The sequence below is a fragment of the Klebsiella sp. C349492 genome, assembly GCF_042055345.1.
GTDB lineage: Bacteria > Pseudomonadota > Gammaproteobacteria > Enterobacterales > Enterobacteriaceae > Klebsiella > Klebsiella scottii.
Window position 1 is genome coordinate 164,135 of sequence record NZ_JANQCE010000007.1, and the last position, 24,846, is coordinate 188,980.

The 24,846-nt window shown below is 57.6% G+C and carries 25 protein-coding genes and 3 tRNA genes; 5 read left to right on the forward strand and 23 right to left on the reverse strand.

Annotated elements, in window-relative coordinates; genetic code table 11:
- Window positions 1–52: 52 nt before the first annotated feature.
- Genes rplI through rpsF form a run of 4 tightly spaced genes read right to left on the reverse strand, consistent with a single transcriptional unit; the run spans window position 53 to window position 1,489 of the window.
- On the reverse strand, window positions 53–502 hold the full coding sequence (gene rplI / locus NWP14_RS22580) for a 50S ribosomal protein L9 (protein WP_041143727.1): 450 nt from the start codon (window positions 500–502) through the stop codon (window positions 53–55).
- Between the two features lie 39 nt (window positions 503–541).
- Window positions 542–769, reverse strand: a complete 228-nt coding sequence (gene rpsR, locus NWP14_RS22585; protein ID WP_002210155.1) for a 30S ribosomal protein S18 — start codon at window positions 767–769, stop codon at window positions 542–544.
- Window positions 770–773: 4 nt separating this feature from the next.
- Window positions 774–1,088, reverse strand: a complete 315-nt coding sequence (gene priB, locus NWP14_RS22590; RefSeq protein WP_095104380.1) for a primosomal replication protein N — start codon at window positions 1,086–1,088, stop codon at window positions 774–776.
- A gap of 5 nt (window positions 1,089–1,093) precedes the next feature.
- Entirely contained in the window at window positions 1,094–1,489 is a 396-nt protein-coding gene (gene rpsF, locus NWP14_RS22595) for a 30S ribosomal protein S6 (RefSeq protein ID WP_095104382.1), read from the reverse strand.
- A gap of 340 nt (window positions 1,490–1,829) precedes the next feature.
- Here rpsF and NWP14_RS22600 point away from each other — a divergent pair, with 340 nt between their 5' ends.
- Window positions 1,830–2,105: a DUF1471 domain-containing protein gene (locus NWP14_RS22600; RefSeq protein WP_095104384.1), complete on the forward strand. Its 276-nt coding sequence runs from the start codon at window positions 1,830–1,832 to the stop codon at window positions 2,103–2,105.
- A 62-nt stretch (window positions 2,106–2,167) separates the two neighbouring features.
- Here NWP14_RS22600 and yjfP read toward each other — a convergent pair whose 3' ends face one another.
- Window positions 2,168–2,884 carry an esterase gene (gene yjfP / locus NWP14_RS22605; protein ID WP_375216047.1) on the reverse strand — a complete coding sequence of 239 codons (717 nt, stop codon included), beginning with the start codon at window positions 2,882–2,884 and terminating at the stop codon, window positions 2,168–2,170.
- A 209-nt stretch (window positions 2,885–3,093) separates the two neighbouring features.
- Between yjfP and bsmA the strand changes: the two genes are divergently transcribed.
- Window positions 3,094–3,402, forward strand: a complete 309-nt coding sequence (bsmA, locus tag NWP14_RS22610; protein WP_095104388.1) for a biofilm peroxide resistance protein BsmA — start codon at window positions 3,094–3,096, stop codon at window positions 3,400–3,402.
- A 137-nt stretch (window positions 3,403–3,539) separates the two neighbouring features.
- Entirely contained in the window at window positions 3,540–3,815 is a 276-nt protein-coding gene (gene yjfN, locus NWP14_RS22615; RefSeq protein WP_375216048.1) for a DUF1471 family protease activator YjfN, read from the forward strand.
- Here the strand turns inward: yjfN and NWP14_RS22620 are convergent.
- The gene (locus tag NWP14_RS22620) at window positions 3,806–5,443 is read right to left on the reverse strand and encodes an isovaleryl-CoA dehydrogenase (RefSeq protein ID WP_375216049.1); all 1,638 of its coding nucleotides are present in this window, start codon (window positions 5,441–5,443) and stop codon (window positions 3,806–3,808) included. The genes yjfN and NWP14_RS22620 overlap by 10 nt on opposite strands.
- Window positions 5,444–5,638: 195 nt before the next feature.
- On the opposite strand from NWP14_RS22620, the gene NWP14_RS22625 reads away from it, so the two are divergent.
- Window positions 5,639–6,934, forward strand: a complete 1,296-nt coding sequence (locus tag NWP14_RS22625; RefSeq protein WP_375216050.1) for an MFS transporter — start codon at window positions 5,639–5,641, stop codon at window positions 6,932–6,934.
- Between the two features lie 28 nt (window positions 6,935–6,962).
- On the opposite strand, the gene rlmB is transcribed toward NWP14_RS22625, so the two are convergent.
- The 14 genes from rlmB to nnr all read right to left on the reverse strand — a co-directional run bounded on the left by rlmB (window position 6,963) and on the right by nnr (window position 22,992).
- Window positions 6,963–7,694, reverse strand: a complete 732-nt coding sequence (rlmB, locus tag NWP14_RS22630) for a 23S rRNA (guanosine(2251)-2'-O)-methyltransferase RlmB (RefSeq protein WP_095104396.1) — start codon at window positions 7,692–7,694, stop codon at window positions 6,963–6,965.
- 78 nt (window positions 7,695–7,772) lie between these two features.
- Complete coding sequence (gene rnr / locus NWP14_RS22635) at window positions 7,773–10,220, reverse strand: ribonuclease R (protein ID WP_346430545.1); 2,448 nt, start codon at window positions 10,218–10,220, stop codon at window positions 7,773–7,775.
- A gap of 38 nt (window positions 10,221–10,258) precedes the next feature.
- Entirely contained in the window at window positions 10,259–10,684 is a 426-nt protein-coding gene (gene nsrR, locus NWP14_RS22640) for a nitric oxide-sensing transcriptional repressor NsrR (protein WP_041143718.1), read from the reverse strand.
- 150 nt (window positions 10,685–10,834) lie between these two features.
- Window positions 10,835–12,133: an adenylosuccinate synthase gene (gene purA / locus NWP14_RS22645; protein ID WP_095104400.1), complete on the reverse strand. Its 1,299-nt coding sequence runs from the start codon at window positions 12,131–12,133 to the stop codon at window positions 10,835–10,837.
- 102 nt (window positions 12,134–12,235) lie between these two features.
- A complete protein-coding gene (locus tag NWP14_RS22650) occupies window positions 12,236–12,433 on the reverse strand; it encodes a DUF2065 domain-containing protein (RefSeq protein ID WP_095104402.1) in 198 nt (65 codons plus the stop codon).
- Window positions 12,434–12,653: 220 nt separating this feature from the next.
- The gene (gene hflC / locus NWP14_RS22655; protein ID WP_041143715.1) at window positions 12,654–13,658 is read right to left on the reverse strand and encodes a protease modulator HflC; all 1,005 of its coding nucleotides are present in this window, start codon (window positions 13,656–13,658) and stop codon (window positions 12,654–12,656) included.
- Between the two features lie 2 nt (window positions 13,659–13,660).
- Window positions 13,661–14,917: an FtsH protease activity modulator HflK gene (gene hflK / locus NWP14_RS22660; RefSeq protein WP_346430546.1), complete on the reverse strand. Its 1,257-nt coding sequence runs from the start codon at window positions 14,915–14,917 to the stop codon at window positions 13,661–13,663.
- Window positions 14,918–14,982: 65 nt separating this feature from the next.
- Window positions 14,983–16,263: a ribosome rescue GTPase HflX gene (gene hflX, locus NWP14_RS22665; RefSeq protein ID WP_095104406.1), complete on the reverse strand. Its 1,281-nt coding sequence runs from the start codon at window positions 16,261–16,263 to the stop codon at window positions 14,983–14,985.
- Window positions 16,264–16,460: 197 nt separating this feature from the next.
- Window positions 16,461–16,769: an RNA chaperone Hfq gene (gene hfq, locus NWP14_RS22670; protein WP_041143712.1), complete on the reverse strand. Its 309-nt coding sequence runs from the start codon at window positions 16,767–16,769 to the stop codon at window positions 16,461–16,463.
- 92 nt (window positions 16,770–16,861) lie between these two features.
- Window positions 16,862–17,812 (reverse strand): tRNA (adenosine(37)-N6)-dimethylallyltransferase MiaA, encoded by a 951-nt coding sequence (gene miaA / locus NWP14_RS22675; protein ID WP_095104408.1) that lies wholly within the window; start codon window positions 17,810–17,812, stop codon window positions 16,862–16,864.
- Entirely contained in the window at window positions 17,805–19,670 is a 1,866-nt protein-coding gene (gene mutL / locus NWP14_RS22680) for a DNA mismatch repair endonuclease MutL (RefSeq protein ID WP_375216051.1), read from the reverse strand. Before mutL ends, miaA begins: the two co-directional genes overlap by 8 nt.
- A gap of 10 nt (window positions 19,671–19,680) precedes the next feature.
- Complete coding sequence (amiB, locus tag NWP14_RS22685) at window positions 19,681–21,018, reverse strand: N-acetylmuramoyl-L-alanine amidase AmiB (RefSeq protein ID WP_346430549.1); 1,338 nt, start codon at window positions 21,016–21,018, stop codon at window positions 19,681–19,683.
- A gap of 11 nt (window positions 21,019–21,029) precedes the next feature.
- Window positions 21,030–21,488 (reverse strand): tRNA (adenosine(37)-N6)-threonylcarbamoyltransferase complex ATPase subunit type 1 TsaE, encoded by a 459-nt coding sequence (gene tsaE, locus NWP14_RS22690; protein WP_095104414.1) that lies wholly within the window; start codon window positions 21,486–21,488, stop codon window positions 21,030–21,032.
- Window positions 21,481–22,992, reverse strand: coding sequence for a bifunctional ADP-dependent NAD(P)H-hydrate dehydratase/NAD(P)H-hydrate epimerase (gene nnr / locus NWP14_RS22695; RefSeq protein ID WP_375216094.1), 1,512 nt, complete (start codon window positions 22,990–22,992; stop codon window positions 21,481–21,483). The genes tsaE and nnr overlap by 8 nt, the downstream gene beginning before the upstream one ends.
- A gap of 13 nt (window positions 22,993–23,005) precedes the next feature.
- On the opposite strand from nnr, the gene queG reads away from it, so the two are divergent.
- Window positions 23,006–24,145 (forward strand): tRNA epoxyqueuosine(34) reductase QueG, encoded by a 1,140-nt coding sequence (queG, locus tag NWP14_RS22700; protein ID WP_375216052.1) that lies wholly within the window; start codon window positions 23,006–23,008, stop codon window positions 24,143–24,145.
- Window positions 24,146–24,416: 271 nt separating this feature from the next.
- On the opposite strand, the gene NWP14_RS22705 is transcribed toward queG, so the two are convergent.
- From NWP14_RS22705 to NWP14_RS22715, 3 genes are all read right to left on the reverse strand, one after another.
- Window positions 24,417–24,492 (reverse strand) — tRNA-Gly (locus NWP14_RS22705).
- A gap of 23 nt (window positions 24,493–24,515) precedes the next feature.
- Window positions 24,516–24,591: transfer RNA gene (locus NWP14_RS22710), tRNA-Gly, on the reverse strand.
- An 86-nt stretch (window positions 24,592–24,677) separates the two neighbouring features.
- Window positions 24,678–24,753 (reverse strand) — tRNA-Gly (locus NWP14_RS22715).
- Window positions 24,754–24,846 lie beyond the last annotated feature (93 nt).

Genomic DNA, 24,846 nt, shown 5'->3' on the forward strand with positions numbered 1-24,846 from the left:
AAAAGCAAAACGCCGGCACAAGGCCGGCGTCTCGACGCGAGCAGAGTAAAAATTACTCAGCTACAACGTTAACAACCAGTTTAGCGAATACTTCGCTATGAACCTGGAAGTCCACTTCGTGCTCACCGGTGGTGCGCAGAACGCCGTTCGGCAGACGAACTTCGCTCTTAGCGACGGCAACGCCAGCTGCAGTTACAGCGTCAGCGATGTCGCGGGTACCGATGGAACCGAACAGTTTACCTTCGTCGCCTGATTTAGACGCGATGGTAACGTTGCCCAGTGCATTGATTGCTTCAGCACGTGCGTTAGCAGCTGCCAGAACGTCAGCCAGTTTGGCTTCCAGTTCAGCGCGACGCGCTTCGAAGAATTCAACGTTTTTCTTGGTAGCTGGAACAGCTTTACCCTGTGGAACCAGGAAGTTACGAGCGTAGCCCGCTTTAACATTAACCTGATCACCCAGGCTGCCCAGGTTTGCTACTTTATCAAGCAGAATAACTTGCATTACCTTATCCTCTTAAAGTCGTTAATAGACAGCGGCCGATTACTGATGACGATCGGTATATGGCAGCAGGGACAGGTAGCGAGCGCGCTTGATGCAGCGAGCCAGCTGACGCTGGTATTTTGCACGAGTACCGGTGATACGGCTCGGGACAATTTTACCGCTTTCGGTAATGTAGTTTTTCAGCGTAGCGATGTCTTTGTAATCAATCTCTACAACGCCTTCCGCGGTGAAACGGCAGAACTTGCGACGACGGAAATAACGTGCCATTTGGCTAGTCTCCAGAATCTATCAATTCAATCTGCTCGGCATGCAGAACCATTTTGCTCAGGCCGTTCTTTGCCTTGTGGCAAGAAATGAACCCCCGAACGATTACTGCACTACCGACCGTTATACTGTGAGTAATGGCCTGGTTTTGGTGTCCGCTAATAATAACGGGCATTTGGCACCATGCCTGCCGGTGAAAACCGGCTTCCTCCTGCACTGAACGATGCTCAAGCACGAACTGGCAGTGTGGAATTCCTGACGGGCTGACCTTACGAATTGGCGTCCTGCAGATAGTGCCGGACAGCTCCAGACGGTTGGTCATCAGGATTACTCTTCAGAATCCCCAGCTTCGGAATCATCGGTGGTTTCATTTGCGAAATCTTCGCGACGCTCACGGCGCTCGTCTTTCGCTTTAACCATCGGAGATGCTTCGGTAACAGCGTGCTTAGTACGCATTACCATGCTGCGGATAACGGCGTCGTTGAAGCGGAAGTTTGTTTCCAGCTCATCGATCGCTTCCTGCGGGGCTTCAACGTTCAGCAGAACGTAGTGAGCTTTGTGCAGTTTGTTGATCGGGTAAGCCAGCTGACGGCGGCCCCAGTCTTCCAGACGGTGGATCGTACCTTCTGCTGCAGTGATTGCACCAGTGTAACGTTCGATCATACCCGGAACCTGTTCGCTCTGGTCAGGATGGACCATAAAAACGATTTCGTAATGACGCATCGAATTGCTCCTTACGGATTATTCAGCCTCCTGTCTGGGTCAGCCGCGGCCCATGGAGGCAAGGAACGTGGTTAAAGGGCGGCTGAAAAATTGACGCGTCATTCTACGTTCGGAGCCCCAGGAAGACAAGCGAATTGCACAAATAATTCGCACTAACGGCAAAGCCGCGCTAAGTCAGTGATTTAAAATTAATCAACGGCGGCTGCGACACTTTTTTGAACAACTTCATCAGAAATGGTCGCGATGCACCCGGCAGGGAGTGATTACACTTATATCAAGAGTAATCCATAGCCCAAGGGAGTCCGGGTTAACGTCAGGACAGTTATAAGGAGCGTTGATTATGAAATACATCCTCATTGCCGTAATGGCTGCGCTTTTGTTGAGCGCCAACGCGCTGGCAGCCATCAAAATCGATGGACGCCAGGCGCGTAACATGGACGATGTACAGAGCCTGGGCGTTATCTATATCAACCACAATATGGCCACTGAGCAGGAGGCCGACAAGGCCCTTAACCAGCTGAGCGACGCGCAGGGAGCGAAATACTTCCAGCCGATCCTGATCCATGAGCCGGAAAGCAACGGCGCGATCCACGCCAGCGCCGCAATCTATCGCTAACCTCCGGTTTTTTACCCCTTCGCCTCCGCTACGGAGACGAAGGGTTCAGCCCGTCACCGCGCTTAAAGCGTACGCTTAAAGAACCCGACCGTTTCATCCAGCGCCTCTGGCGTAATGCGATGGCGAACGCCCTGCTGCCAGACGCAGGTCAGGTTGCCGGCCAGGCCGCTTTGCTGCAGGGCCTGCTGCAGACGGAAGGTTTCGCCCGGCGGCACCACGTCGTCCTCATCGCCGTGCCAAAGCAGCAGCGGCCTGCTGGCGAGCGTCGCCAGCTGATGGCTGACGTCCCACTCGCTCAGCCGCTCCGCGTCCAGGGAGGGTGAAGGGAATAAGCCTGGCGCCAGGCTGCTGAAATAGCCGGAGCCCATCAGACAGGCGACGCTTTTCAGCTCCGGATGATGGGTCATAATGCCCAGCGCCGTCATTCCGCCCATCGATGCGCCGGCGACCGCCAGCCTGTCGTCCGCAATCCATCCCTGCGCGGCGATCTCATCGCTCAGCGCGGCGAATTCGGCGAAGTTCTGCAGCAGAATGGGCCAGAAGCGCTGCATTCGCCCTTTTTCATCACCGCGGTAGCGCGCGCCATGCTCCGCAGCATCGGGCATAATGACCCGAAATCCCGCTTCCGCCAGCGCCACAGCAAAGTAGCTATAGACCAGCTTCGAAGAGGTAAACCCGTGATAAAAAACGATACACGGCAGAGGCCGGTCTGACGCATTCCGGGGACAGGCATGAAGCACCTCGCCGCCCGCGAAATTACGCACTTCCAGTACAATCATTTATCGTCTCCAGTCTCTAGAGTAGCGGTGTGCCTTGGGCTAACATATAGCCCAAGGCGTGGGTTCAGCCGCGATTTATAATGTTGAGAACTGGGTTACGCTTTCACAACATTTTCATTCGAAAATCGCGTCAGAGATAACAATTCGGGAACATTCCCCGGAAATGTCATTCAGGCTACCACTACACTGTGACTAACAGGAAACGAGATATGGTTATGCGTAGGTTAACACCGTGGTTACTGGCGATCGTTCTGAGCGGCTGTAGCGCCCTGCAGGGAACGCCAGAAGCCCCGCCACCTGCGACCAGTCATCCGCAAGAGATACACCGTAACCAGACCAGCGGGCTACAAAAAATGGCGACGGTGAGCGTGCTGATGTACGGTTCGCCGATGGATGTTGAAGCTGCGCTGAAGGTCAAAGCAGAAGCGGCTAAAGCGGATTACTACGTCATCATAATGATTGATGACACCCTGGTTCCCGGCCAGTGGTATTCGCAGGCAATTCTGTACCGTAAATAACGGTGCAACGTCTTTAACCCCGCTTTACATTGCTTTGCATCCATTCACGTTCTCCTGTGCATAATAACGTTCAGCCAGTCAACCTGGCAGGACGTTAGCAACGGACTGCCCTCGGGCCACGCAAAATGGAGCTGACGATGAAACGATCATTTACCCTACCCAGCCTGCTGTTTAACGCTACAACGGCGCATACTGCAGCACAGTCCGCAGAATTTGCCAGCGCGGACTGCGTCACTGGCCTGAATGAAATCGGCCTGATTTCCGTCAACAATATTGCCGGCAGCCAGCAGGACGTCGAGCATGCTATCGCCGTTAAGGCCGATGAGCAGGGCGCCTCCTGGTATCGCATCGTCCAGATGTACGAGGAACAGCAGCCGGATAGCTGGTGGGTACAGGCCATTCTCTACGCCTGAGGCGCCTGGCGCCCGCGTCCGGTGCCGCGCAGCAGCAGGTCATCCAGCGTTTGTGCGTCCAGCCGCATGCCGCCGCGCGGGTCGAGCATCATTCGACACCAGGCCTGAGCCAGCGGCGGCGAGGCGTAACGCAGCATTTGCGCTCCCGCGCCGAGCCGGTACACCAGCCGGGTTATCTCCCGGCCCTGCTCTTCCGCTGGCCGCCTCAGCAGCTGCTGCAGCTGACGCCATGCGCGATCGAAATGGCGATTCTGCCCTTTGACTTCCGCACACTCCGCCGCCAGCAGCTCAGGCGCCGCCAGCTGCTTGCTCAGCACCCGCATGACGTCGAGACACATAATATTCCCGGAGCCTTCCCAGATACTGTTCACCGGCATCTCCCGGTACAGGCGCGGCAGCTCGCTCTCCTCGCAGTAGCCGATACCGCCCAGCACCTCCATCGCTTCGGCAACAAACGAGATCCCGGATTTGCAGATAGCAAACTTCGCCGCCGGGGTAAACAGGCGGGCCCACAGCGCCTCCTGCCCATCGTCGCGCCTGTCCCACGCGCGCGCCAGGCGGAATAAAAAGGCGGTTTGCCCCTCAAGCAGCAGCGCCATCTGACCCAGCACCTGGCGCATCATCGGCTGCTCGACCAGGCTTTTCCCGAACGCCTGGCGCTGAAAGGCGTGATAGAAGGCGACCGACCAGGCGCGACGCATTAGGGCATGGCTGCCCAGCGCGCAGTCGAAGCGGGTCAGGCCACCCATTTTGAGAATTTGCCGTACGCCGTCCCCCTCTTCTCCCACCAGCCAGCCGCAGGCGTCATAGAACTCCACCTCGCTGCTGGCGTTAGAACGGTTGCCGAGCTTATCCTTGAGCCTTTCGAGGTGCAGCGCATTACGCTGGCCGTCCGGCAGCAGGCGCGGCACAAAGAAACAGGAGAGCCCGCCGGGTGCCTGCGCCAGCACCAGGTGCGCGTCGCTTTGCGGTACCGAGAAAAACCATTTGTGTCCCACCAGACGATAAAACCCGTCTGCGCTCTTCTCTGCGCGGGTGGTATTGCTCAGCACATCCGATCCCCCCTGCTTTTCCGTCATCCCCATGCCGATCAGCAGCCCGCGCTTCTGATTGCCCGGCGCCAGATGCGGATCGTAGCGATCGCTCAGCAGCGGCGACAGCCAGTCGCTAAACAGCCTGGGGAGCGACTGCTGCAGCAGAGGCGTGGCGGCGAACGTCATGGTTATCGGGCATAGCGTCCCGGCCTCCACCTGCGCATGCAGCATAAAGCGGGCCGCCCGGGCCACAAAAGCGCCGGCGCGCGCGTCGTCCTGCCAGGCGAGATTATGCACCCGGTTAGCGCACAGCCCCTGCATCAGCAGATGCCAGGCGGGATGAAAGCGTACATCGTCAAGCCGCGTGCCGGTCGCGTCATAGCGCAGCAGCTCCGGCGGATTAACGTTCGCCAGCCTCCCCAGCTCCAGCGACTCTGCCGCTCCCAGCTGCTGGCCGATGCTGGCCAGCAGATCGCCGTCCCAGGCGGCGCCTTCGCGGGCTACCGCCTCGCGCAGCGCGCTGTCGGACAAGAATAAGTTGCTGTTCAGCAGCGGCGTCGGCTGATTAAACACGGTATGAGTTGGCCAGTGCATAGTGCTTCCCTCCGTCAATGGCGTTGTACTCAGTATGGTCAGCCTGGCCCGGGAGCGCCCGCGAGCCTGGTCACAAAAAAACCATCCGTCCCTTCGTGAGGCTCATCACAGGCATAAGAATTTAAAATTTCATAAAGTTAAAGTTGTGGAATAATTTATTCACTTGCTGTTTTTTTGTTGAAATCAGGATGGCCTATGCAGACCGCGACACGCCCTACGGGCGCGCACAAGCGCGCGCTGATCGCCGGATCTATCGGCAACTTTATTGAATGGTATGAGTTTGCGGTCTATGGCTTTCTGGCGACGGTTATCGCCCGGAATTTCTTTCAGCTGGCCGGCGAAGCGCCGCTGACGGGCCTGATCCTGACCTACGCCTCCTTCGCCATCGCCTTTTTCTTCCGCCCGCTAGGCGCCATTATTTTTGGCCGTATCGGCGATCGAATCGGCCGCAAGCCGACGCTGATCGTCGTCCTGGTGATGATGACGCTCGCCACCACGGCAATTGGCCTGGTGCCGGCGTATGCCAGCATCGGGGTGGCGGCCCCTCTGATCTTGACCGGGCTGCGCATTCTGCAGGGGCTGTTTGCCGGCGGGGAGTATGGCGGCGCCGTCTCGCTGATGACCGAGTTTGCGCCCCGCGGCAGGCGCGGTCTGTATGGCGCATGGCAATCCTTCACCGTCGCCCTCGGCCTGCTGGCCGGGGCCGGGATCGTGGCCCTGATCTCCGCAGTGCTGAGCCCGGAAGAGCTCCATGCCTGGGGCTGGCGAATTCCATTCTTCCTCGCCATCCCGCTGGGGATCGTCGCGCTCTGGCTGCGGGTAAAAATGGAGGAGACGCCGGGCTTTCTCCGCCAGCAGCAGCAACCGCAGCATCCGCAGGCCAGCGCCGACCTGATCCATACCCTGAAAGCGATTGTCACCGGCATCGGTCGCCTGATGGTCTGGTCCGCCGCAGGCTATACCTACCTGGTGATTATGCCCGCCTACCTGCAGTCGTCGCTGCATACCGGCTTTAACCAGGCGCTGCTGATCGCGGTGATCTCCAATATTGGCTTTGCGCTCACCATTCTTCCTGCCGGGATACTCAGCGATAAGTGGGGTCGTCGCAACGTGATGGTGCTGGCCGCGGCGCTGCTGCTGATACTGGCGCTGCCGTTGCTGAAAATTCTCCAGGCAGAATCCAGCACGCTGCTGATAAAAGGCGCGGTGGTATTCATTGCCGGAGGTCTGGTGGGGATACTGGCAGGGCCGGGACCGGCGATGCTGGCAGAAATGTTCCCGACAAGGGTGCGCTATACCGGCCTTGGTCTGGCCTATTCGCTCTCTAATGCGGTGTTTTCCGGCTGCGCCGGGCTGATTATTACCGGCCTGATTAAACAGACCGGTAATCTTGATATTCCGGCTTACTACGTCATGGCGACGGCGGTAGTCAGCATCGTTGCGCTAATGACCCTCAATAAGAACGATCACCTGCGCTCGCTGGACGAGTAGCCGCCGGGCAGCGTGCGCCCGGCGTTAATCAGCTGCGCTGGCGCACGGCCTCAAACAGGCAAATACCGGTCGCGACGGAGACGTTCAGCGAGGAGACGCTGCCGGCCATCGGAATGCTGATCAGCTCATCGCAGTGTTCGCGCGTCAGGCGACGCATCCCTTCACCTTCGGCCCCCATCACCAACGCCATCGGGCCGGTCATCTTGCTCTGGAAAAGAGTATGATCCGCTTCGCCGGCGGTGCCGACGATCCAGACGTTCTCTTCCTGCAGCAGACGCATGGTGCGCGCAAGGTTAGTCACGCGGATCAGCGGGACGTTTTCCGCCGCGCCGCAGGCCACTTTTTTCGCCGTCGCGTTCAGCTGCGCCGAACGGTCCCGCGGCACGATCACCGCATGCACGCCGGCGGCGTCAGCGCTGCGCAGACAGGCGCCAAGGTTATGCGGATCGGTGACGCCGTCGAGAATCAGCAGCAGCGGCTGATCGATAGAGGCGAGCAGTTCAGGCAGGTCGTTCTCCTGGTACTGACGCCCCGGCTTCACGCGGGCAATAATTCCCTGATGCACGGCGCCTTCGCTTTTCTCGTCGAGAAACTGGCGGTTAGCGACCTGAATCACCACGCCCTGAGCTTCCAGCGCATGGATCAGCGGCAGCAGGCGTTTATCCTCGCGGCCTTTCAGAATATAGACTTCCTGAAAACGCTCGGGAGCGCGCTCCAGCAGGGCCTGCACCGCGTGGATGCCGTAAATCATTTCACTCATTGATGTACTCGTTGCTTGTTAATATTGCCGTTTCGGCTTTACAGGCCGGATGTCCCGGCCTGTAAGATTGATGCCCGCTTACTCAGCGGTTTTCTTTTTCGCCGCGCGCTTCGCTTTGGTTGCGGCAGCTATTTTCTGCGTTTTAGCCGACGGCTTCTTCGCTTTTTTCTCGCCTTTAGGCTGAGCGGCGTTGGGCTGAGACTTGCCTTTCTCTTTACGGAAGGCGCTGTCCGGCTCGAAGTTTACCTGCTTCCCGGCCTGGCGACGGCGCCCGGAAGGTTTGCCGGCGTTCGACTTTTTCGCCTTCTCACGCTCGGTCTTGCCGACGTTGCGCGGGGCGCGTTCGCTGGAGATCAGCGAGAAGTCGATTTTGCGCTCGTCCATGTTGACCGCTTCCACGCGGACTTCCACGCGATCGCCCAGCCGGTAGGTCTGACCGCCGGATTCGCCGATCAGACGCTGCCCGACCTGGTCGAAGCGGTAGTAGTCGTTATCCAGCGATGAAACGTGCACCAGGCCGTCGATAAACAGCTCGTCCAGACGGACGAAGAAGCCAAAGCCGGTGACGCTGGCAATCACGCCCTTAAAGACGTTGCCCACCTGATCCAGCATAAAGTCACACTTCAGCCAGTCAGAGACTTCGCGGGTCGCTTCGTCGGCACGACGTTCGGTCATCGAACAGTGCGCGCCCAGCTGCAGCATCTCTTCCATGCTGTAGTGCCAGCCGCCGGTTTCAGTGCTGTTGCCTTTGTGCCCCTGCTCTTTCGCCAGCAGATACTTAATGGCGCGGTGCAGCGACAGGTCCGGGTAACGACGGATCGGCGAGGTGAAGTGCGCGTAGGACTGCAGCGCCAGGCCAAAGTGGCCGCGGTTTTCCGGATCGTAGACCGCCTGCTTCATCGAGCGCAGCAGCATGGTTTGCAGCATCTCATGGTCAGGACGATCGGCGATGGAGGTCAGCAGCTCGGCGTAGTCGCGCGGCTCCGGCTTGTTGCCGCCGGGCAGCTCCAGACCGAGCTCCGCCAGTACCGTGCGGAAAGCGGTGATCGCTTCAGTAGTCGGCTTATCGTGGATACGGAACAGGGCCGGCTCCAGCGCCTTCTCGACGAAGCGAGCGGCGGAGATATTCGCCAGAATCATGCACTCTTCAATCAGCTTATGCGCGTCGTTGCGCTGGGTCTGCTCAATGCGTTCGATGCGGCGTTCGGCGTTAAAGATGAACTTCGCTTCTTCACTTTCAAAGGAGATGCCGCCGCGCTCTTCGCGAGCGCTATCCAGAACTTTGTACAGGGTGTGCAGCTCTTCGATATGCTTCACCAGCGGCGCGTACTGCTCACGCAGCTCGCTATCGCCCTGCAGCATATGCCATACCTTGGTATAGGTCAGGCGCGCGTGCGAGCTCATTACCGCTTCATAGAATTTGTAGCCGGTCAGACGACCTTTTGACGAAATCGTCATTTCGCAAACCATGCACAGGCGATCGACCTGCGGGTTCAGCGAGCACAGGCCGTTAGAGAGCACTTCCGGCAGCATCGGCACCACCTGCGACGGGAAGTAGACCGAAGTACCGCGGCTGCGCGCTTCGCCGTCCAGCGGGGTACCGGGACGCACGTAGTAGCTTACGTCGGCAATGGCGACCCACAGGCGCCAGCCGCCGCCGCGTTTCTTCTCGCAGTAAACCGCATCGTCAAAGTCGCGGGCGTCCTCACCATCGATGGTGACCAGCGGCAGATCGCGCAAATCAACGCGGCCAACCTTGGCCTCTTCAGGCACCTGCTCTTTCAGCACGGAGACCTGTTTTTCCACCGCCGGTGGCCAGGTATAAGGGATTTCATGGGTGCGCAGCGCCATATCGACCGCCATGCTGGTGCCCATGTTATCGCCCAGCACTTCAACAATTTTGCCCACCGCTTTAGTACGACGGGTCGGGCGCTGGGTCAGTTCAACCACCACCACAAAGCCCATCCGCGCGCCCATGACTTCTTCCGGCGGGATCAGGATATCAAAGCTCAGACGGCTGTCGTCAGGCACCACGAAGCCCACGCCGGCGTCGGTGAAATAGCGGCCGACGATCTGGCTGGTTTTTGGCACCAGGACGCGCACGATACGCGCTTCGCGGCGGCCTTTACGGTCCGCGCCCAGCGGCTGCGCCAGCACCTGATCGCCATGAATACAGGTTTTCATCTGCTCAGACGACAGGTACAGGTCGTCTTTACGCCCCTCAACGCGCAGGAAGCCAAAGCCGTCGCGATGGCCGATAACCACGCCTTTGAGCAGGTCAAGACGCTCCGGCAGCGCGTAGCACTGACGGCGGGTAAACACCAGCTGCCCGTCGCGCTCCATAGCACGCAGGCGGCGGCGTAGCCCTTCCAGCTGCTCTTCGCCTTCGATATTCAGTTCGATCGCCAGCTCGTCTCGGCTGGCCGGTTTTTCACGTTTTGCTAAATGATCGAGGATAAATTCCCGGCTAGGGATTGGATTCGCATACTTTTCTGCTTCGCGGTCCAGGAAAGGATCTTGTGACATGTCGGTTCCTCCGTTGTCATCTCTGATGAGAGTTTACGTCACTCCACCAGTAATAATTTATAAAGTGGTTGATTCTCTTCAACCAAATCAGCCAGCGTGTAGTTATCTAGTTCCTTAAGAAAACTTTGCGCCGCTTCTGCAAGCGCCTGCTTCAGGCGACAGGCGGGTGTAATGTGGCAGAATTCGCTGCTGCAATTGACCAACGATAGCGGCTCAAGATCGCGAACCACATCACCAACACGAATCGTTTTTGCCGGCTTACCGAGGCGAATCCCCCCGTTCTTTCCCCGCACCGCCATAACGTAACCAGAGCGACTCAGCTGATTGATTATTTTTACCATATGATTACGCGACACGCCGTAGACCTCCGTCACTTCGGAGATACTCGTCATTCGGCCATCCGGTAGCGACGCCATATAGATAAGCGCTCGTAATCCGTAATCAGTGAAACTCGTTAACTGCACAGCAACCTCAGGGTAAGGGGCAAGCGGTGAATCCGCAGGGTATGACTATATTGATGATAAACCAGCCGACGCTCAGGCCGTTAATTTATTTGAAATGGGGCGGGTGGACAGCAAAAACAAGGGGCGCCCAATCGGCGCCCCTGGAGATAATTATGCGTCGAACGGGTCGCGCAGAATCATCGTCTCGGTACGGTCAGGACCGGTAGAGATAATATCAACCGGTACGCCGGTCAGCTCTTCAATACGAGCGATGTAGTTCAGCGCCGCCTGCGGCAGGCCGCTACGCTCTTTCACACCGAAGGTGGTTTCGGACCAGCCCGGCATGACTTCATAAATCGGCTCAATGCCTTCCCAGTTGTCGGCTGCCAGCGGAGTGGTGGTCACTTCGCGGCCGTCCGGCAGACGGTAAGCTACGCAGAGTTTAACTTCTTTCAGGCCGTCCAGTACGTCCAGCTTGGTCAGGCAGAAGCCGGACAGGGAGTTGATCTGCACCGCGCGACGAATCGCAACGATATCCAGCCAGCCGGTACGACGGCGGCGGCCGGTAGTGGCGCCGAATTCGTTACCCTGCTTGCACAGGAACTCGCCGACATCATCAAACAGCTCGGTCGGGAACGGACCTGCCCCTACGCGGGTAGAGTAAGCTTTGATGATACCCAGTACGTAATCCACATAACGCGGACCCAGGCCGGAGCCGGTTGCCACGCCACCAGCGGTGGTGTTGGAGGAGGTTACGTACGGATAGGTACCGTGGTCGATATCCAGCAGAGTGCCCTGCGCGCCTTCGAACATCACGAAGTCGCCGCGCTGACGTGCCTGATCCAGCAGATCGGAAACGTCTACAACCATCGCCGTCAGGATGTCGGCAATTGCCATAACGTCATCAAGGACTTTTTGATAATCAACCGCTTCCGCTTTGTAGAAGTTCACCAGCTGGAAGTTGTGATATTCCATCACTTCTTTCAGTTTGTCAGCGAAGGTGGCTTTATCAAACAGGTCACCAACGCGCAGACCGCGGCGAGCGACTTTATCTTCGTAAGCAGGACCGATGCCGCGACCGGTAGTACCGATAGCTTTCGCACCGCGCGCTTTTTCACGCGCAACGTCCAGCGCAACGTGATAATCAAGGATAAGCGGACAGGCTTCGGACAGCAGCAGACGCTCGCGGACAGGGATACCACGGTCTTCCAGTCCTTTCATTTCTTTCATCAGCGCAGCCGGAGACAGCACAACACCGTTACCGATGATGCTGGTGACATTTTCGCGGAGAATACCTGATGGAATAAGATGCAGGACGGTTTTTTCACCGTTGATTACGAGAGTATGGCCTGCGTTGTGACCACCCTGGTAGCGCACAACATATTTAGCCCGTTCAGTCAGGAGATCGACGATCTTCCCTTTACCTTCGTCACCCCATTGGGTGCCCAGTACGACGACGTTGTTGCCCATTTTTCAAAATCACCGTTTGCTTAAAAATGGATTCTACCATCGCTTTTTCAGAGTTACAGCACTTTTTGCACTCAATATCAGCCAGGTCTGGCCACTTTTTGATCAGCTCAGTGATTTCGTCAACATGTAGTAGATGACTATCCCGGCAACCACAAGACCGCCGCCAAAACGGCGTAATATATTATCCGGCAGCTGGCTCATTGTGGCGATCATCCGACGCCAGGCGCGCGGATAAAGCAACGGCCCCAGTCCTTCAAGTACTAAAACCAGCGCCAGTGCCAGCCAGATTGTTGAGTTCATGATTAACCCTTAGAGAGAAACGAAACCACCGCCGCCGCAGAGCGTCAGGGCTTGAGCCATGATGTTTTTTACCCGTGTCGCCTATTGTCCGGCATTTCGCGTTGATTATGCACTTTTTTTGCGAATAAAACGCATAACCCGTTGTGTTAAAAGTTATTTCCTGATTTAAAAATATAAAAAAGGCGCCTTTCTCAAGGCGCCCTTTGGCTGACTAAATCGCTTATTTGCGAGCGGAGTCAGGTGACTTCATGTAGCGGAAGAAATCGCTGTCAGGACTGAGAACCATCACATCCTGGTTACCCTGGAAGCTGTTCTCATAGGCGCGCAGGCTACGGATAAAGGCGTAGAAGCCCGGATCCTGGCTAAACGCATCGGCAAACAGCTTCGCCGACTCTGCGTCGCCTTCACCGCGCATGATGCGGCCCTGGCGCTCGGCTTCAGCCAGCGTCTTGGTCACTTCATAGTCCGCGGTAGCGCGCAGCTTCTCAGCCTCTTCCTGGCCCTGTGAACGGTGGCGACGGGCAACCGCTTCACGCTCGGCGCGCATACGGTTATAAATCGCTTCAGACACTTCGGCCGGCAGGTTGATCTGCTTGATGCGTACGTCGACGACTTCAATACCCAGCGCCGCCATACTGTTCGGGTTAACGACCGGAACCTTGCCGTTAGTTTCTGCCGATACGCGCTCCGCCGCTTTGGCGATAGCATCGTCAGCGGCCGGCGTGCTGACTTCATCTTCGGTACCTGCAGAGCCGGAGTTCAGCGCATCGCGCACTTCCAGAGTCAGGCGACCGCGGGAATCGGTCACGATATCCTTCACGTCCAGACGACCAATCTCAGAACGCAGACGGTCAGAGAATTTACGCTTCAGCAGCACCTCGGCCTGGGAGACGTCGCCGCCGCCGGTTGCCAGATAGTAACGGCTGAAGTCGCTGATACGCCACTTGATGTATGAGTCGACGATCAGGTCTTTCTTCTCTTTGGTAACAAAGCGATCGGCCTGGTTATCCATAGTCTGAATACGCGCATCGAGCGTTTTCACTGATTCAATGAACGGGATCTTGAAGTGCAGACCCGGCGAATACACCAGCGGTTTATTTTCGCTATCGCGCAGTACCTTACCAAAACGCAGCGTAATACCGCGCTCGCCCTCTTTAACCACAAAGATAGACATGTAAAGCACTACCAGCACGATGGCAATAATCGCAATTACAGGTTTACGCATCGTTATTCCCCCTGACGCTGGTAGTCGTTACGCTGCGCGTTGGCGCGACGTTGGTCCATAATGTTGCCATCCGTAGTGGTCGACGTGGTGCTGGCGCTGCTTGAGCCGGAGGCAGGCGGCAGGCGCAGCAGATCGTTCGCACCGCTGCTATTGCCCTTTGCTGCTGGCGTACCGGCGCCTTTCAGCATCTGGTCCAGAGGCAGAACCATCAGATTGCCGCCCTTATCGTTAACCAGCACTTTGCGGGTGTGGCTCAGCACTTTTTCCATGCTTTCGATATACAGACGCTCGCGGGTAATCTCCGGCGCGGCTTTGTACTCAGGCAGGATCTTCGCAAAGCGCGCGACCTCACCCTGAGCTTCAAGAACGGTCTGAGTCTTGTACGCACGCGCCTCTTCGAGGATACGCTGCGCTGCACCGTTAGCTCGCGGCTGCACTTCGTTGGTGTAAGCTTCAGCTTCGCGGATGTACTGCTGCTCGTTCTCACGCGCGGCAATCGCATCGTCAAACGCGGCCTTCACCTCTTCCGGCGGACGCGCCGTCTGGAAGTTGACGTCCAGCAGGGTAATACCCATATCGTACGGACGAATCGTCTCTTCCAGCTCGCGCTGGGTATCGCTACGAATAACGGTACGCCCTTCGGTCAGGATACGGTCCATGGTGTACTTGCCGATAACGCCACGCAGGGCGCTGTCGGTTGCCTGACGCAGGCTATCGTCGGCGCTGGCAACGCTAAACAGGTAGCGTTCTGGATCGGTCACCCGATACTGCACGTTCATCTCAACGCGCACGACGTTTTCGTCAGACGTCAGCATGACGCCAGAAGCCGCCAGTTCACGTACCGATTCAACGTTGACGGCCTGGACGTTATCGATAAAGGTTGGCTTCCAGTTAAGACCCGGCTCAACCAGATGGCTGAATTTACCAAAGCGAGTCACCACACCACGTTCCGCTTCCTTGATGGTATAGAAACCGCTGGCTGCCCAGATAATAACTGCGGCAGCGGCAACGATGCCGACAATACGTCCGCCCATCGGGCCACGAGATCCCTGAGAGCCGCTAGCGCCTCCCTGTCCCCCTTTGCCGCCACCGAGACCGCCAAGTTTTTTACTTAACTTGCGGAAGATATCATCCAGATCGGGCGGCCCCTGCTCGCGACCACCTTTATTGCCATTTCCCCCGGAGTTGCCGCCTTGGTTATTGCTGCTCCCCCACGGGTCGCGGTCCTGTCCGTTATTACCGGGCTGATTCCACGCCATGTATATGCTCCATATTTGTTTTTGATATCCCCACAGGGGTTAATATCTTCAGGCAAGCTGCAAGGTCAAATCACGTAATCAACCAGCGCTGGCTCTTGTTTACAGAGGCGACGCCAGTCAACGATCGGCATGCGCACCTGCAGACTCACGCTGCCGTCATCCTCCAGCCACTCTTTTTCTATCGACTGAAGCTGATAGAACCGACTTCTCAGCCGCCCTTCCTGCGGCGGTAAGCGCAGCGTGTGCTGGGCCACTTCACCGGAAAGTCGTTCCGTCAAAGCCTCAAAAAGCAGCGGTACCCCAATTCCGGTCTGCGCAGAGAGCCAGACCCGAATCGGTTTATTCTCTTCATCCCGGTCGATACGTGGTTCAAAATCGTCAAGCATGTCGATTTTGTTCATCACCAGCAGTACCGGGATCTCATCGGCCTCGATTTCGGCGAGAACCGTATTTACGGCATCAATATTTTCCTGCAGACGGACATCGGCTGCGTCAATCACGTGCAGCAGCAGCGTCGCCTGACGCGTCTCCTGCAGCGTGGCTTTAAACGCGGCGACCAAATCGTGCGGCAGGTGGCGAATAAAGCCCACGGTGTCCGCCAGCACGGTTTCACCAACGTCCGTGACGTCGATGCGGCGTAGCGTCGGGTCCAGAGTCGCGAACAGCTGGTCCGCCGCGTACACCTCAGCTTCGGTTATCTGGTTAAACAGCGTTGATTTCCCGGCGTTGGTGTACCCCACCAGCGACACGGTTGGGATATCGGCTTTGGCTCGTGACCGCCGTCCCTGTTCACGCTGCTTCGATACTTTTTCCAGCCGCCCGAGGATCTGCATAATGCGGTTACGCAGCAATCGACGGTCAGTCTCGAGCTGGGTTTCACCCGGGCCACGCAAACCAATCCCGCCCTTTTGCCTTTCAAGGTGGGTCCAGCCGCGTACCAGGCGCGTCGCCATATGGCGCAGCTGCGCCAGCTCAACCTGCAGTTTCCCTTCGTGGGTGCGCGCTCGCTGGGCGAAAATATCTAAAATAAGTCCTGTGCGATCGATAACCCGGCATTCACACAGGCGCTCCAGGTTACGTTCCTGGGCTGGACTCAGGGCATGATCGAACAGCACGACCGACGCGCCGGTCGCTTTTACGGCTTCCGCAATTTCGACAGCCTTACCTTCACCAACAAAATATTTTGGGTGCGGTGCTTTACGGCTACCGGTAATCACCTGCATTGCTTCGACACCGGCAGAGGAGACCAGGGATTCAAACTCCTGAAGGTCTTCCATATCTTTGTCTTGCGAAAAATAGATGTGTACCAGCACCGCCTGCTCACCGGCATCATAACGGTCAAACAAGCGTAAACCCCTTCTAAAATACCAGCGGGGAACAGGGTCACTCGTGGTCTTTCTGGTTGCGTGAGTATTGGCTTTACTCGTTTACCCCAGCCATTTACTGCTGTAAACGCCTGGGGATTCACTACATGCCGACTTCCTGCAACCAAAAACTCATAGAGTAAAACCAGGCTCCCCGGCTTGGAAAAACAGCATTAACCTTATTCGGCGTCTTCGCTGTCTTGCTGCGGCGCAGAAGAACCCTGCGCGCTACCACCGTGGTGATAGTTGCTTGTACCGCCGCCAGCATTATTGCTGTGATGAGACACCGGGCGAGACGGAACAACGGTGGAAATTGCGTGCTTGTAGACCATCTGGCTGACCGTGTTCTTCAACAGGATCACGAACTGATCGAAAGACTCAATTTGCCCTTGCAGCTTAATACCATTCACCAAATAAATAGAAACCGGAACGCGTTCCCGACGCAAAGCGTTCAGGAACGGATCTTGTAAAGATTGCCCCTTAGCCATTCTCTCTTTTCCTTATATGTATGCTTGTTTTGTACTCAGAACCTTACGATTCTTAAAAAAAATTACGCACGATACCGTTTAATTGTACACGTTCAGTCCTGGCTCGCACCAACTACCTGTAATACTTTGTTGAGCGCCTGTTCAGGTTGTTCACTGTCTAACCAGTGAATATCTTCCCAGCCGCGCAACCAGGTTATCTGACGCTTGGCTAACTGTCTCGTGGCGCAAACACCTCGATAAACCATTTCATCATACGGGATCTCGCCATCAAGGTATGACCACATCTGGCGATATCCTACACAACGAATGGAAGGCATATCCGTATGCAAATCTCCGCGGGCAAATAGCGCCCGTACTTCTGCTTCAAAACCTGAAGCCAACATCTGATGAAAACGCTGTTCTATGCGTTGATGGAGCAGTTCACGGCTCGCCGGGGCGATGGCGAACTGATGCACCTTGTACGGCAGAGCGTCTCCCGACGTTTGCGTCAGTTCCGTTAAAGTTTTACCCGAAATGAAAAAAACTTCCAGTGCTCGGGAAAGTCTTTGCGGATCATTTGGATGAATACGCGCGGCGGCAACGGGATCGATCTCCTGTAGCTGCCGGTGCAGTGCGTGCCACCCCTGCTCTGCTGCCTGTTGCTCAATTTTTGCCCTGACCTGCGGATCTGCCGACGGTAACGGCGACAGCCCTTCCAGCAACGCTTTGAAATACAACATTGTTCCGCCAACCAGCAGCGGAATGCGCCCGGCAGCGACGATATCCGCCATTTCTGCCAACGCATCGCGACGAAAGTCCGCCGCGGAGTAAGCCTCTGCCGGGTCGAGAATATCCAGCAGTCGATGCGGCGCTGCGCTCAGCTCTGCCGCATCCGGCTTGGCCGTACCAATGTCCATTCCTCGATAGATAAGGGCGGAATCGACACTAATCAACTCTACCGGTAAAATTTTACGCAATGCAATGGCCAGCGCCGTTTTACCAGAGGCCGTTGGGCCCATTAAAAATATTGCCTTAGGCAGGCTCGCCTCAGTTACATCACTCATCTTTCAGGGCATTCATCGCCGAATCCAGGTCAACGGGTTGTAACAGACCACCCGGCGGAGCTTTTACCAGCTGCGGACATAAACGCTCTACGTCCGCCAGCACGCTAATCGCCTGCGCCATATTCCACTGCGCGTGTTCGCTCGCCAGGTTGCGCGCGATCCACTGCGCGATGTCACCGACGTCAAATGCCTTTCGCTGCGCCAGGTAGCCTATCAGTTCAGGAATCAAGATTTGTAAATTTTGTTGTCTTAAGGGTAAAGGCACCGCGCGAACCGTCAAATGATGCGCATCGGACTGCAGATCGATCCCCAAAGCCACCAGCGCCGCCTGCGCTTTCGCCAGCGCGTCCTTTTCCGCACCCGATACTTTTAGCCGCAGCGGGATCAGCAGCGGCTGCCCGCAAACCGGCTCCCCGGCGGGCGTCAGCTGCGCCTGACGCAGCCAGCGTTCGGCCACCGGCAGCGCCAGAAGCGCCAGCCTGCCGTCACGTTCCAGCAGCGCGCAATCGCCATCAACGATGGTCAGCACGCGGCCAAAGCTTTGGCTGTGGCCGGATAAACCCTCAGCAGCAGGCGCCGGGGCGCTGCTTTTACGCTCGACAGCCGGCGTCTCCAGCAGCTGACGATACAGCGCCCCCTGCTGCTTTTGGTATCCCGGCTGCGCATGCGGCCAGCCGGCGCCGCCGCCTCCAGCCGGACTGGAAGGCTCGCGCGGCGTTTCGCGACCGTAGCGCGCTGCGGCCGGCTCACGCGCAGGGACGGGCTGAGCAAAATGGTTAGCCCCCGCCGCGACCCGGTTCTCCGGTACCTGAAGGCGCGCCGGCTGCCCCGCATCCTCTTCCGCCAGCGGCGCGCTGAGCTGCTGCTGGAGGACGCTAAGCACCCCTTGATAGATAAAATCATGGACCAGCCGAGACTGGTGAAAACGCACCTCGTGCTTAGCCGGATGGACATTCACATCCACCTGGTGCGGGTCAATCTCAAGGTACAGGACAAAAGCGGGCTGCTGGTCGGCCCCGAGCTTATCTTCACAGGCCTGGCGAATGGCGTGGTTGATCAGCCGGTCGCGCATCATACGGCCGTTGACGTAGCAATACTGAATCTCCGCCAGCGCCGGATTGGTATGCAGAGGATCTGCCACCCAGCCGCTGAGGGTCAGATCGCCGTGCTGCCATTCAATCGCCAGCGCCTGCTCGAGGAACGGCGTGCCGCAGATAGCGCCCAGCCGCCGCTCGCGCTGTCCGCCCGCGGGTACGGCGCGATACTGGCGCATCGCCTTGCCGTTATGGCTGAGATTAATCGTGACGTCGAAACGCGCCAGCGCGATGCGGCGGACGATTTCATCGATATGGTTAAATTCCGTCTTTTCGGTACGCATAAATTTGCGGCGGGCCGGGGTGTTATAGAACAGATCCAGCACTTCCAGCGTGGTGCCGACCGGATGCGCCGCCGGCTTGACGGTCACGTCCTGATCGCGCCCTTCGGCGTAGGCCTGCCAGGCCTCCTGCTGCTCCGCCGTGCGCGAGGTCAGGGTCAGCCGCGCCACCGAGCTGATACTGGCCAGCGCTTCCCCGCGAAAGCCGAGGCTGATGATAGCTTCCAGATCGTCAAGGGAGGCGATTTTACTGGTGGCGTGGCGAGCCAGCGCCAGCGCCAGCTCGTCCTTTTTGATGCCGCAGCCGTTGTCACGAATGCGGATAAGCTTCGCGCCGCCGCGTTCGATATCAATATCAATTCGGGTCGCGCCGGCATCAAGGCTGTTTTCTACCAGCTCCTTAACCACCGACGCCGGACGTTCCACCACCTCACCTGCGGCAATCTGGTTGGCGAGCTGCGGCGGTAGAACCTGAATCGGCATGACTGACTCCTTAATTTATCAACGTCCTGCCAGGCGACGCGGCGCTGGCCGTTTGTGCGGGCTCGCCGCGCGGGGCTGATTGCAGCGGGTGCTGCATAAAGTAATTACGCAGACCGTTATAAATCGCTTCGGCAAGCTGCTGCTGATAATTGTCGCTGGCCAACAGCCGCTCTTCGCCGGTATTGCTGATAAAACCGGTTTCGACGAGGATCGACGGAATATCCGGTGAACGCAGCACGCCGAGGCTGGCGTGTTCCGGGCGGCGCTTGTGGAGATCGCCGACCCGCTGCAGCTGGCTCAATACGTTAGTCGCCACATCATACCCGACGCGCTGGGAATGGCCGAACTGTAAATCCAGCACCGCCTGGCTCAGGTAGGGATCCGACTGACTGTTCGCCAGCACGTCGCCGGCGCCGCCGAGCAGCTCGGACTGCTTCTCATGCTGCTCAAGCCAGCCTGCCATTTCGCTATTGGCGCGACGGTTGGACAGCACCCATACCGAAGCGCCGGTAGCGTCACGATTCGGCGCCGCATCGGCGTGAATCGACACCAGGAAGTTGGCATTTTGCTTACGGGCGACGTCCGAACGGCCCATCACCGAAATAAAGTAGTCGCCGTCGCGGGTCAGCACCGGCTTGAACAGCGGATCGGCGTTCAGCAACGCACGCAGCTTGCGGGCAATGGCGATCGTCACGTTCTTCTCTTTGGTGCCGTCCGGGCCGATCGCGCCCGGGTCCTGGCCGCCGTGGCCGGCATCGATCGCAATAATCACCTTATCGTCCGTCGCCGCGGCGCGAGCGGCCGGACGCGTCACGGCGTGGCTCTCGGTCATGGCAGTTTGCCGTTCATTACCGGATGACTTAAACGGGTTGCGCGCGGGCTCAACCGGAACCGGACGCGGGGCAATCGCCGGCCTTTCCACTCGCTTCACGATCGCCGGAGGCGGCGGAGGTGGAGGCGGGACGTCGGCGTTAATAGTGAACACAACGGTATAATTAGAGCCGTTTTGCTGCTTCACCGCGCGGGTTTTGCCGTCTTCCGTCAGGTCCACCAGCAGGCGCAGAGACTGCGTATCCGGCGCCGTGCCCGAGCGAATGCTTTTCACCAGGTTGCTGCCGCTAAACAGCAGCGGTAATCCCTGCAAGGTGCCGGTCTGCTTTATATCCAGCGCCACGGTGCGTTTGCCCTGAGGGCTGAAGGAGTATTCGGGATCGCCAATAAAGCTTATGGTAATACGGGCCTGCCGATCTCCGTTAGAGACCTGGATATCGGATAAACTTGCCGCAAAGGTCTGCATGCTAAACAGCATCAGCGCAGCGGCCAGCCAAGAGGTTATGCGATATTTCATCCCGCGATCCTTCAGGCTAAACGCGCCAGTAAAGACTCACCCAATGAGGAGACTGCCGTTACGCGCGCCTCACGCCCTTGTGCCTGATACTCAAGATGAATTTCAACATCAGGCTCGGGCAGCACGCCCGCGCCCTGCTGCGGCCATTCAACCAGGCAGATAGCATCGTCAGTAAAATAGTCACGGATCCCCATAAACTCGAGCTCTTCGGGGTCCGCCAGGCGGTAAAGATCGAAGTGATACACCGTCAAATTTTCGAGGGTGTACGGCTCCACCAGCGTGTAGGTAGGGCTTTTGACATTCCCGCGGTGGCCGAGTGCGTGTAAAAAGCCGCGGCTGAAGGTAGTTTTACCCGCGCCTAAATCGCCATACAGATAGATGACCGTGGCCCCCGTACAGAGCTGCGCAATGCGGTTGCCAAGGTCCAGGGTTGCCTGCTCGTCGGGTAAAGGAATCACTCGGTTAATCATGGTCTACGTCAATCACATCCGGGTTAACAACACGCCTGAGCGTGGAAAAGAGATCGGTCGCCAGCATCCCACGGACGCCATCTCTGGCAGCCAGTCGGTCTGCGGCTTCGCCATGCGCCACGCAACCGGCGCAGGCAGCATCATACGGCGTTAGCTTTTGCCCTAACAGAGCGGCAATAATACCGGTGAGCACATCGCCCATTCCGCCGCTGGCCATACCGGCATTGCCGGCATCGATAATACCCATCTCACCTGCTTCACTGGCCACCACCGTCCCCGCGCCTTTCAGCACGACCACGCCACCATAACGTTTTACCAGACGTTGAGCAGAATGTAAGCGATCGCTTTCAATTTCTGCCACGCTGCAGTTAAGCAAACGGGCGGCTTCGCCGGGGTGTGGCGTCAGCACGCGATTGTGACGTTTATCGGCATTGATTGCCAGCAGGTTCAACGCATCCGCATCCCACACCATCGGTTTAGCAAAGCTCTCCACCTGGCGTAGCGCCCGCGTCGCCCATTCGCTTTGGCCGAGGCCCGGACCGATCGCCACCACATCAGCCCACTGCAGGCTTTCATCGAGGCTCTGCGCCGTGAGCTCATGCACCATCAGCTCCGGCCTGGCGGTAATAATCGGCGCAATATTTTCCAGATGGGTCAACACCCGGACTAAACCGGCTCCCGCCCGCAGTGCCGCTTCTCCGGTCATCCTGATGGCGCCCGCGGTGCCGCGATCGCCGCCAACGATCGCCAGCCTGCCGTGATCGCCTTTATGGGAGGTTGCGCGGCGCGGCGGCAGCCAGCCCGCCAGCTGCGAGGCATCAAAGCGCGCCAGCGGGAACCTTTGTCCGGCAAGCCAGCTATCGAGGCCCAGGGAGTGATAGTGCAGCCGGCCAACCACGTCGCGGGCTTTACCGGTCAGCAGCCCCGGCTTGGGGGCGATAAACGTTATCGTGTGGGCCGCATGGATGACCGCCCCCGGCGTGGTTCCGGTCTGCGCATTGAGCCCGGAGGGGATATCCAGCGCCACTATCGGCGCCGGATGCGCATTCGCGCGCGCGATCAGCGTCGCGACCGGCTTGCGCGGAGCGCTGCGCAGGCCGATGCCCAGCAGCCCGTCAATAATCAGCGAGATCTCTTCCGGCCAGGCAATATCCGCCGCGTGGATCGTTCCGCCAGCGTTGAGCCACTCTTCGCGTGCGGCGTGCGCTTCCTCCGGCAGCGGCTTCTCGCTCTCCAGCGCCAGCAGCGTTACCTCAATCCCTTCAGCCTGCGCCAGGCGCGCAACGACGTAGCCGTCGCCGCCGTTGTTGCCGTGGCCGCAAAGAATCAGCCAGCGCTGGCCGGCAGGATACTGGCTTCGCGCCAGCTGGAAAGCCGCTTCTCCCGCCCGGCGCATCAGCTCAAACAGGGTCAGCCCGAGGCTGTCCGCAGCCTCTTTTTCCGCGCGTCGTAGCGCCTCTGCAGGCCAGATGAAGTGTGGTATACTGACGGAGTATTTCGTCATTGTATGGTCCATCATGTTACAGCCCCTCGATCTCAATAAGTTAGCGCAGCAAATCAAGCAATGGGGCACTGAATTAGGGTTCCAGCAGGTGGGTATCACCGATACCGATCTCAGCGTCAACGAACCCAAACTGCAGGCATGGCTGGACAAACAATACCACGGAGAGATGGAATGGATGGCGCGCCACGGCATGATGCGCGCGCGCCCTCATGAGCTTCTTCCCGGTACGTTACGCGTCATCAGCGTACGGATGAACTACCTGCCAGCGAATGCCGCTTTTGCCCGCACCCTGAAAGATCCCGCGCTGGGTTACGTCAGCCGTTATGCCCTTGGGCGTGATTATCATAAGCTGCTACGTAACCGCCTGAAAAAACTTGGTGAGATGATTCAGGAACAGTGTGCTTCGCTCAATTTTAGACCGTTTGTCGATTCCGCGCCTGTTCTGGAGCGTCCTTTGGCGGAAAAAGCGGGTCTTGGCTGGACGGGCAAGCACTCGCTTATTATTAACCGCGATGCCGGCTCGTTCTTTTTCCTCGGCGAGCTGCTGGTTGATATCCCCCTGCCCGTCGATCGGCCGGTCGCCGAAGAGTGCGGGCGCTGCGTGGCCTGCATGACGATCTGTCCGACCGGCGCGATCGTCGAGCCCTATACCGTCGACGCCCGCCGCTGCATCTCCTATTTGACCATTGAGCTGGAAGGCGCGATACCCGCCGAGTTCCGCCCGCTGATCGGCAACCGCATTTACGGCTGCGACGACTGCCAGCTGATTTGCCCGTGGAACCGCTTTTCCCAGCTCACGGATGAAGAGGATTTCAGCCCGCGAAAAGCGCTGCACGCGCCGCCGCTGGTAGAGCTGTTTGCCTGGAGTGAAGGTCATTTTCTGAAGGTGACCGAAGGATCGGCAATTCGCCGTATTGGCCATCTGCGCTGGTTACGCAACATTGCCGTTGCGCTGGGAAATGCTCCGTGGGATGAAGCGAATCTCAAGGCGCTTGAGAGCCGTCGGGGCGAGCATCCGCTTCTCGATGAACATATCGAGTGGGCGATAGAGCAGCAAATTGCCAGGCGCAATGCCGGCGCGGTTGAGGTGCAGCTGCCGAAGAAACAGCGGCTGGTCAGGGTGATTGAAAAAGGGCTGCCGAGAGACGCCTGATTCATTCACAGGCTGTGAATAAAAACAAAAACACATTGCGTTTCAACATGCAGACGAACGTCAAGTGATCGTATTAACACTTTGAAATGAAATTTTATTGTTAAATTTCAATGAGATGAATTGATATTATTCAAAAGTCGAAGTTTTTCAGCAACGCGTCGTTTGCATTTAACCTGTGGATAACTCTGTTTACAGTATTTTCCCGTATTCAACGGAAGGCATCCCCGGCGCGATTTGCACTGTGGATAAATTGAGTATGAGGAAGAAATTTTGGAGCGGGAAACGAGACTCGAACTCGCGACCCCGACCTTGGCAAGGTCGTGCTCTACCAACTGAGCTATTCCCGCTTGGGTGTGGTAACTATCAAATTTGGAGCGGGAAACGAGACTCGAACTCGCGACCCCGACCTTGGCAAGGTCGTGCTCTACCAACTGAGCTATTCCCGCTTAATCTTCGTCTTTCAACCTGCCGCTACCTGAGTAGCTTTACCGCAAGCCGAAATCCTGTGATTAGGATAGTGCCTTTCAAATTTTGGAGCGGGAAACGAGACTCGAACTCGCGACCCCGACCTTGGCAAGGTCGTGCTCTACCAACTGAGCTATTCCCGCGTACTTCTTGCCATATTTCTATGGCGTCGTGATTTGCATTTCTGCTTCGTCACGGGAGGCGCATTATACGAGAATTCGATTTAGCTGCAACCC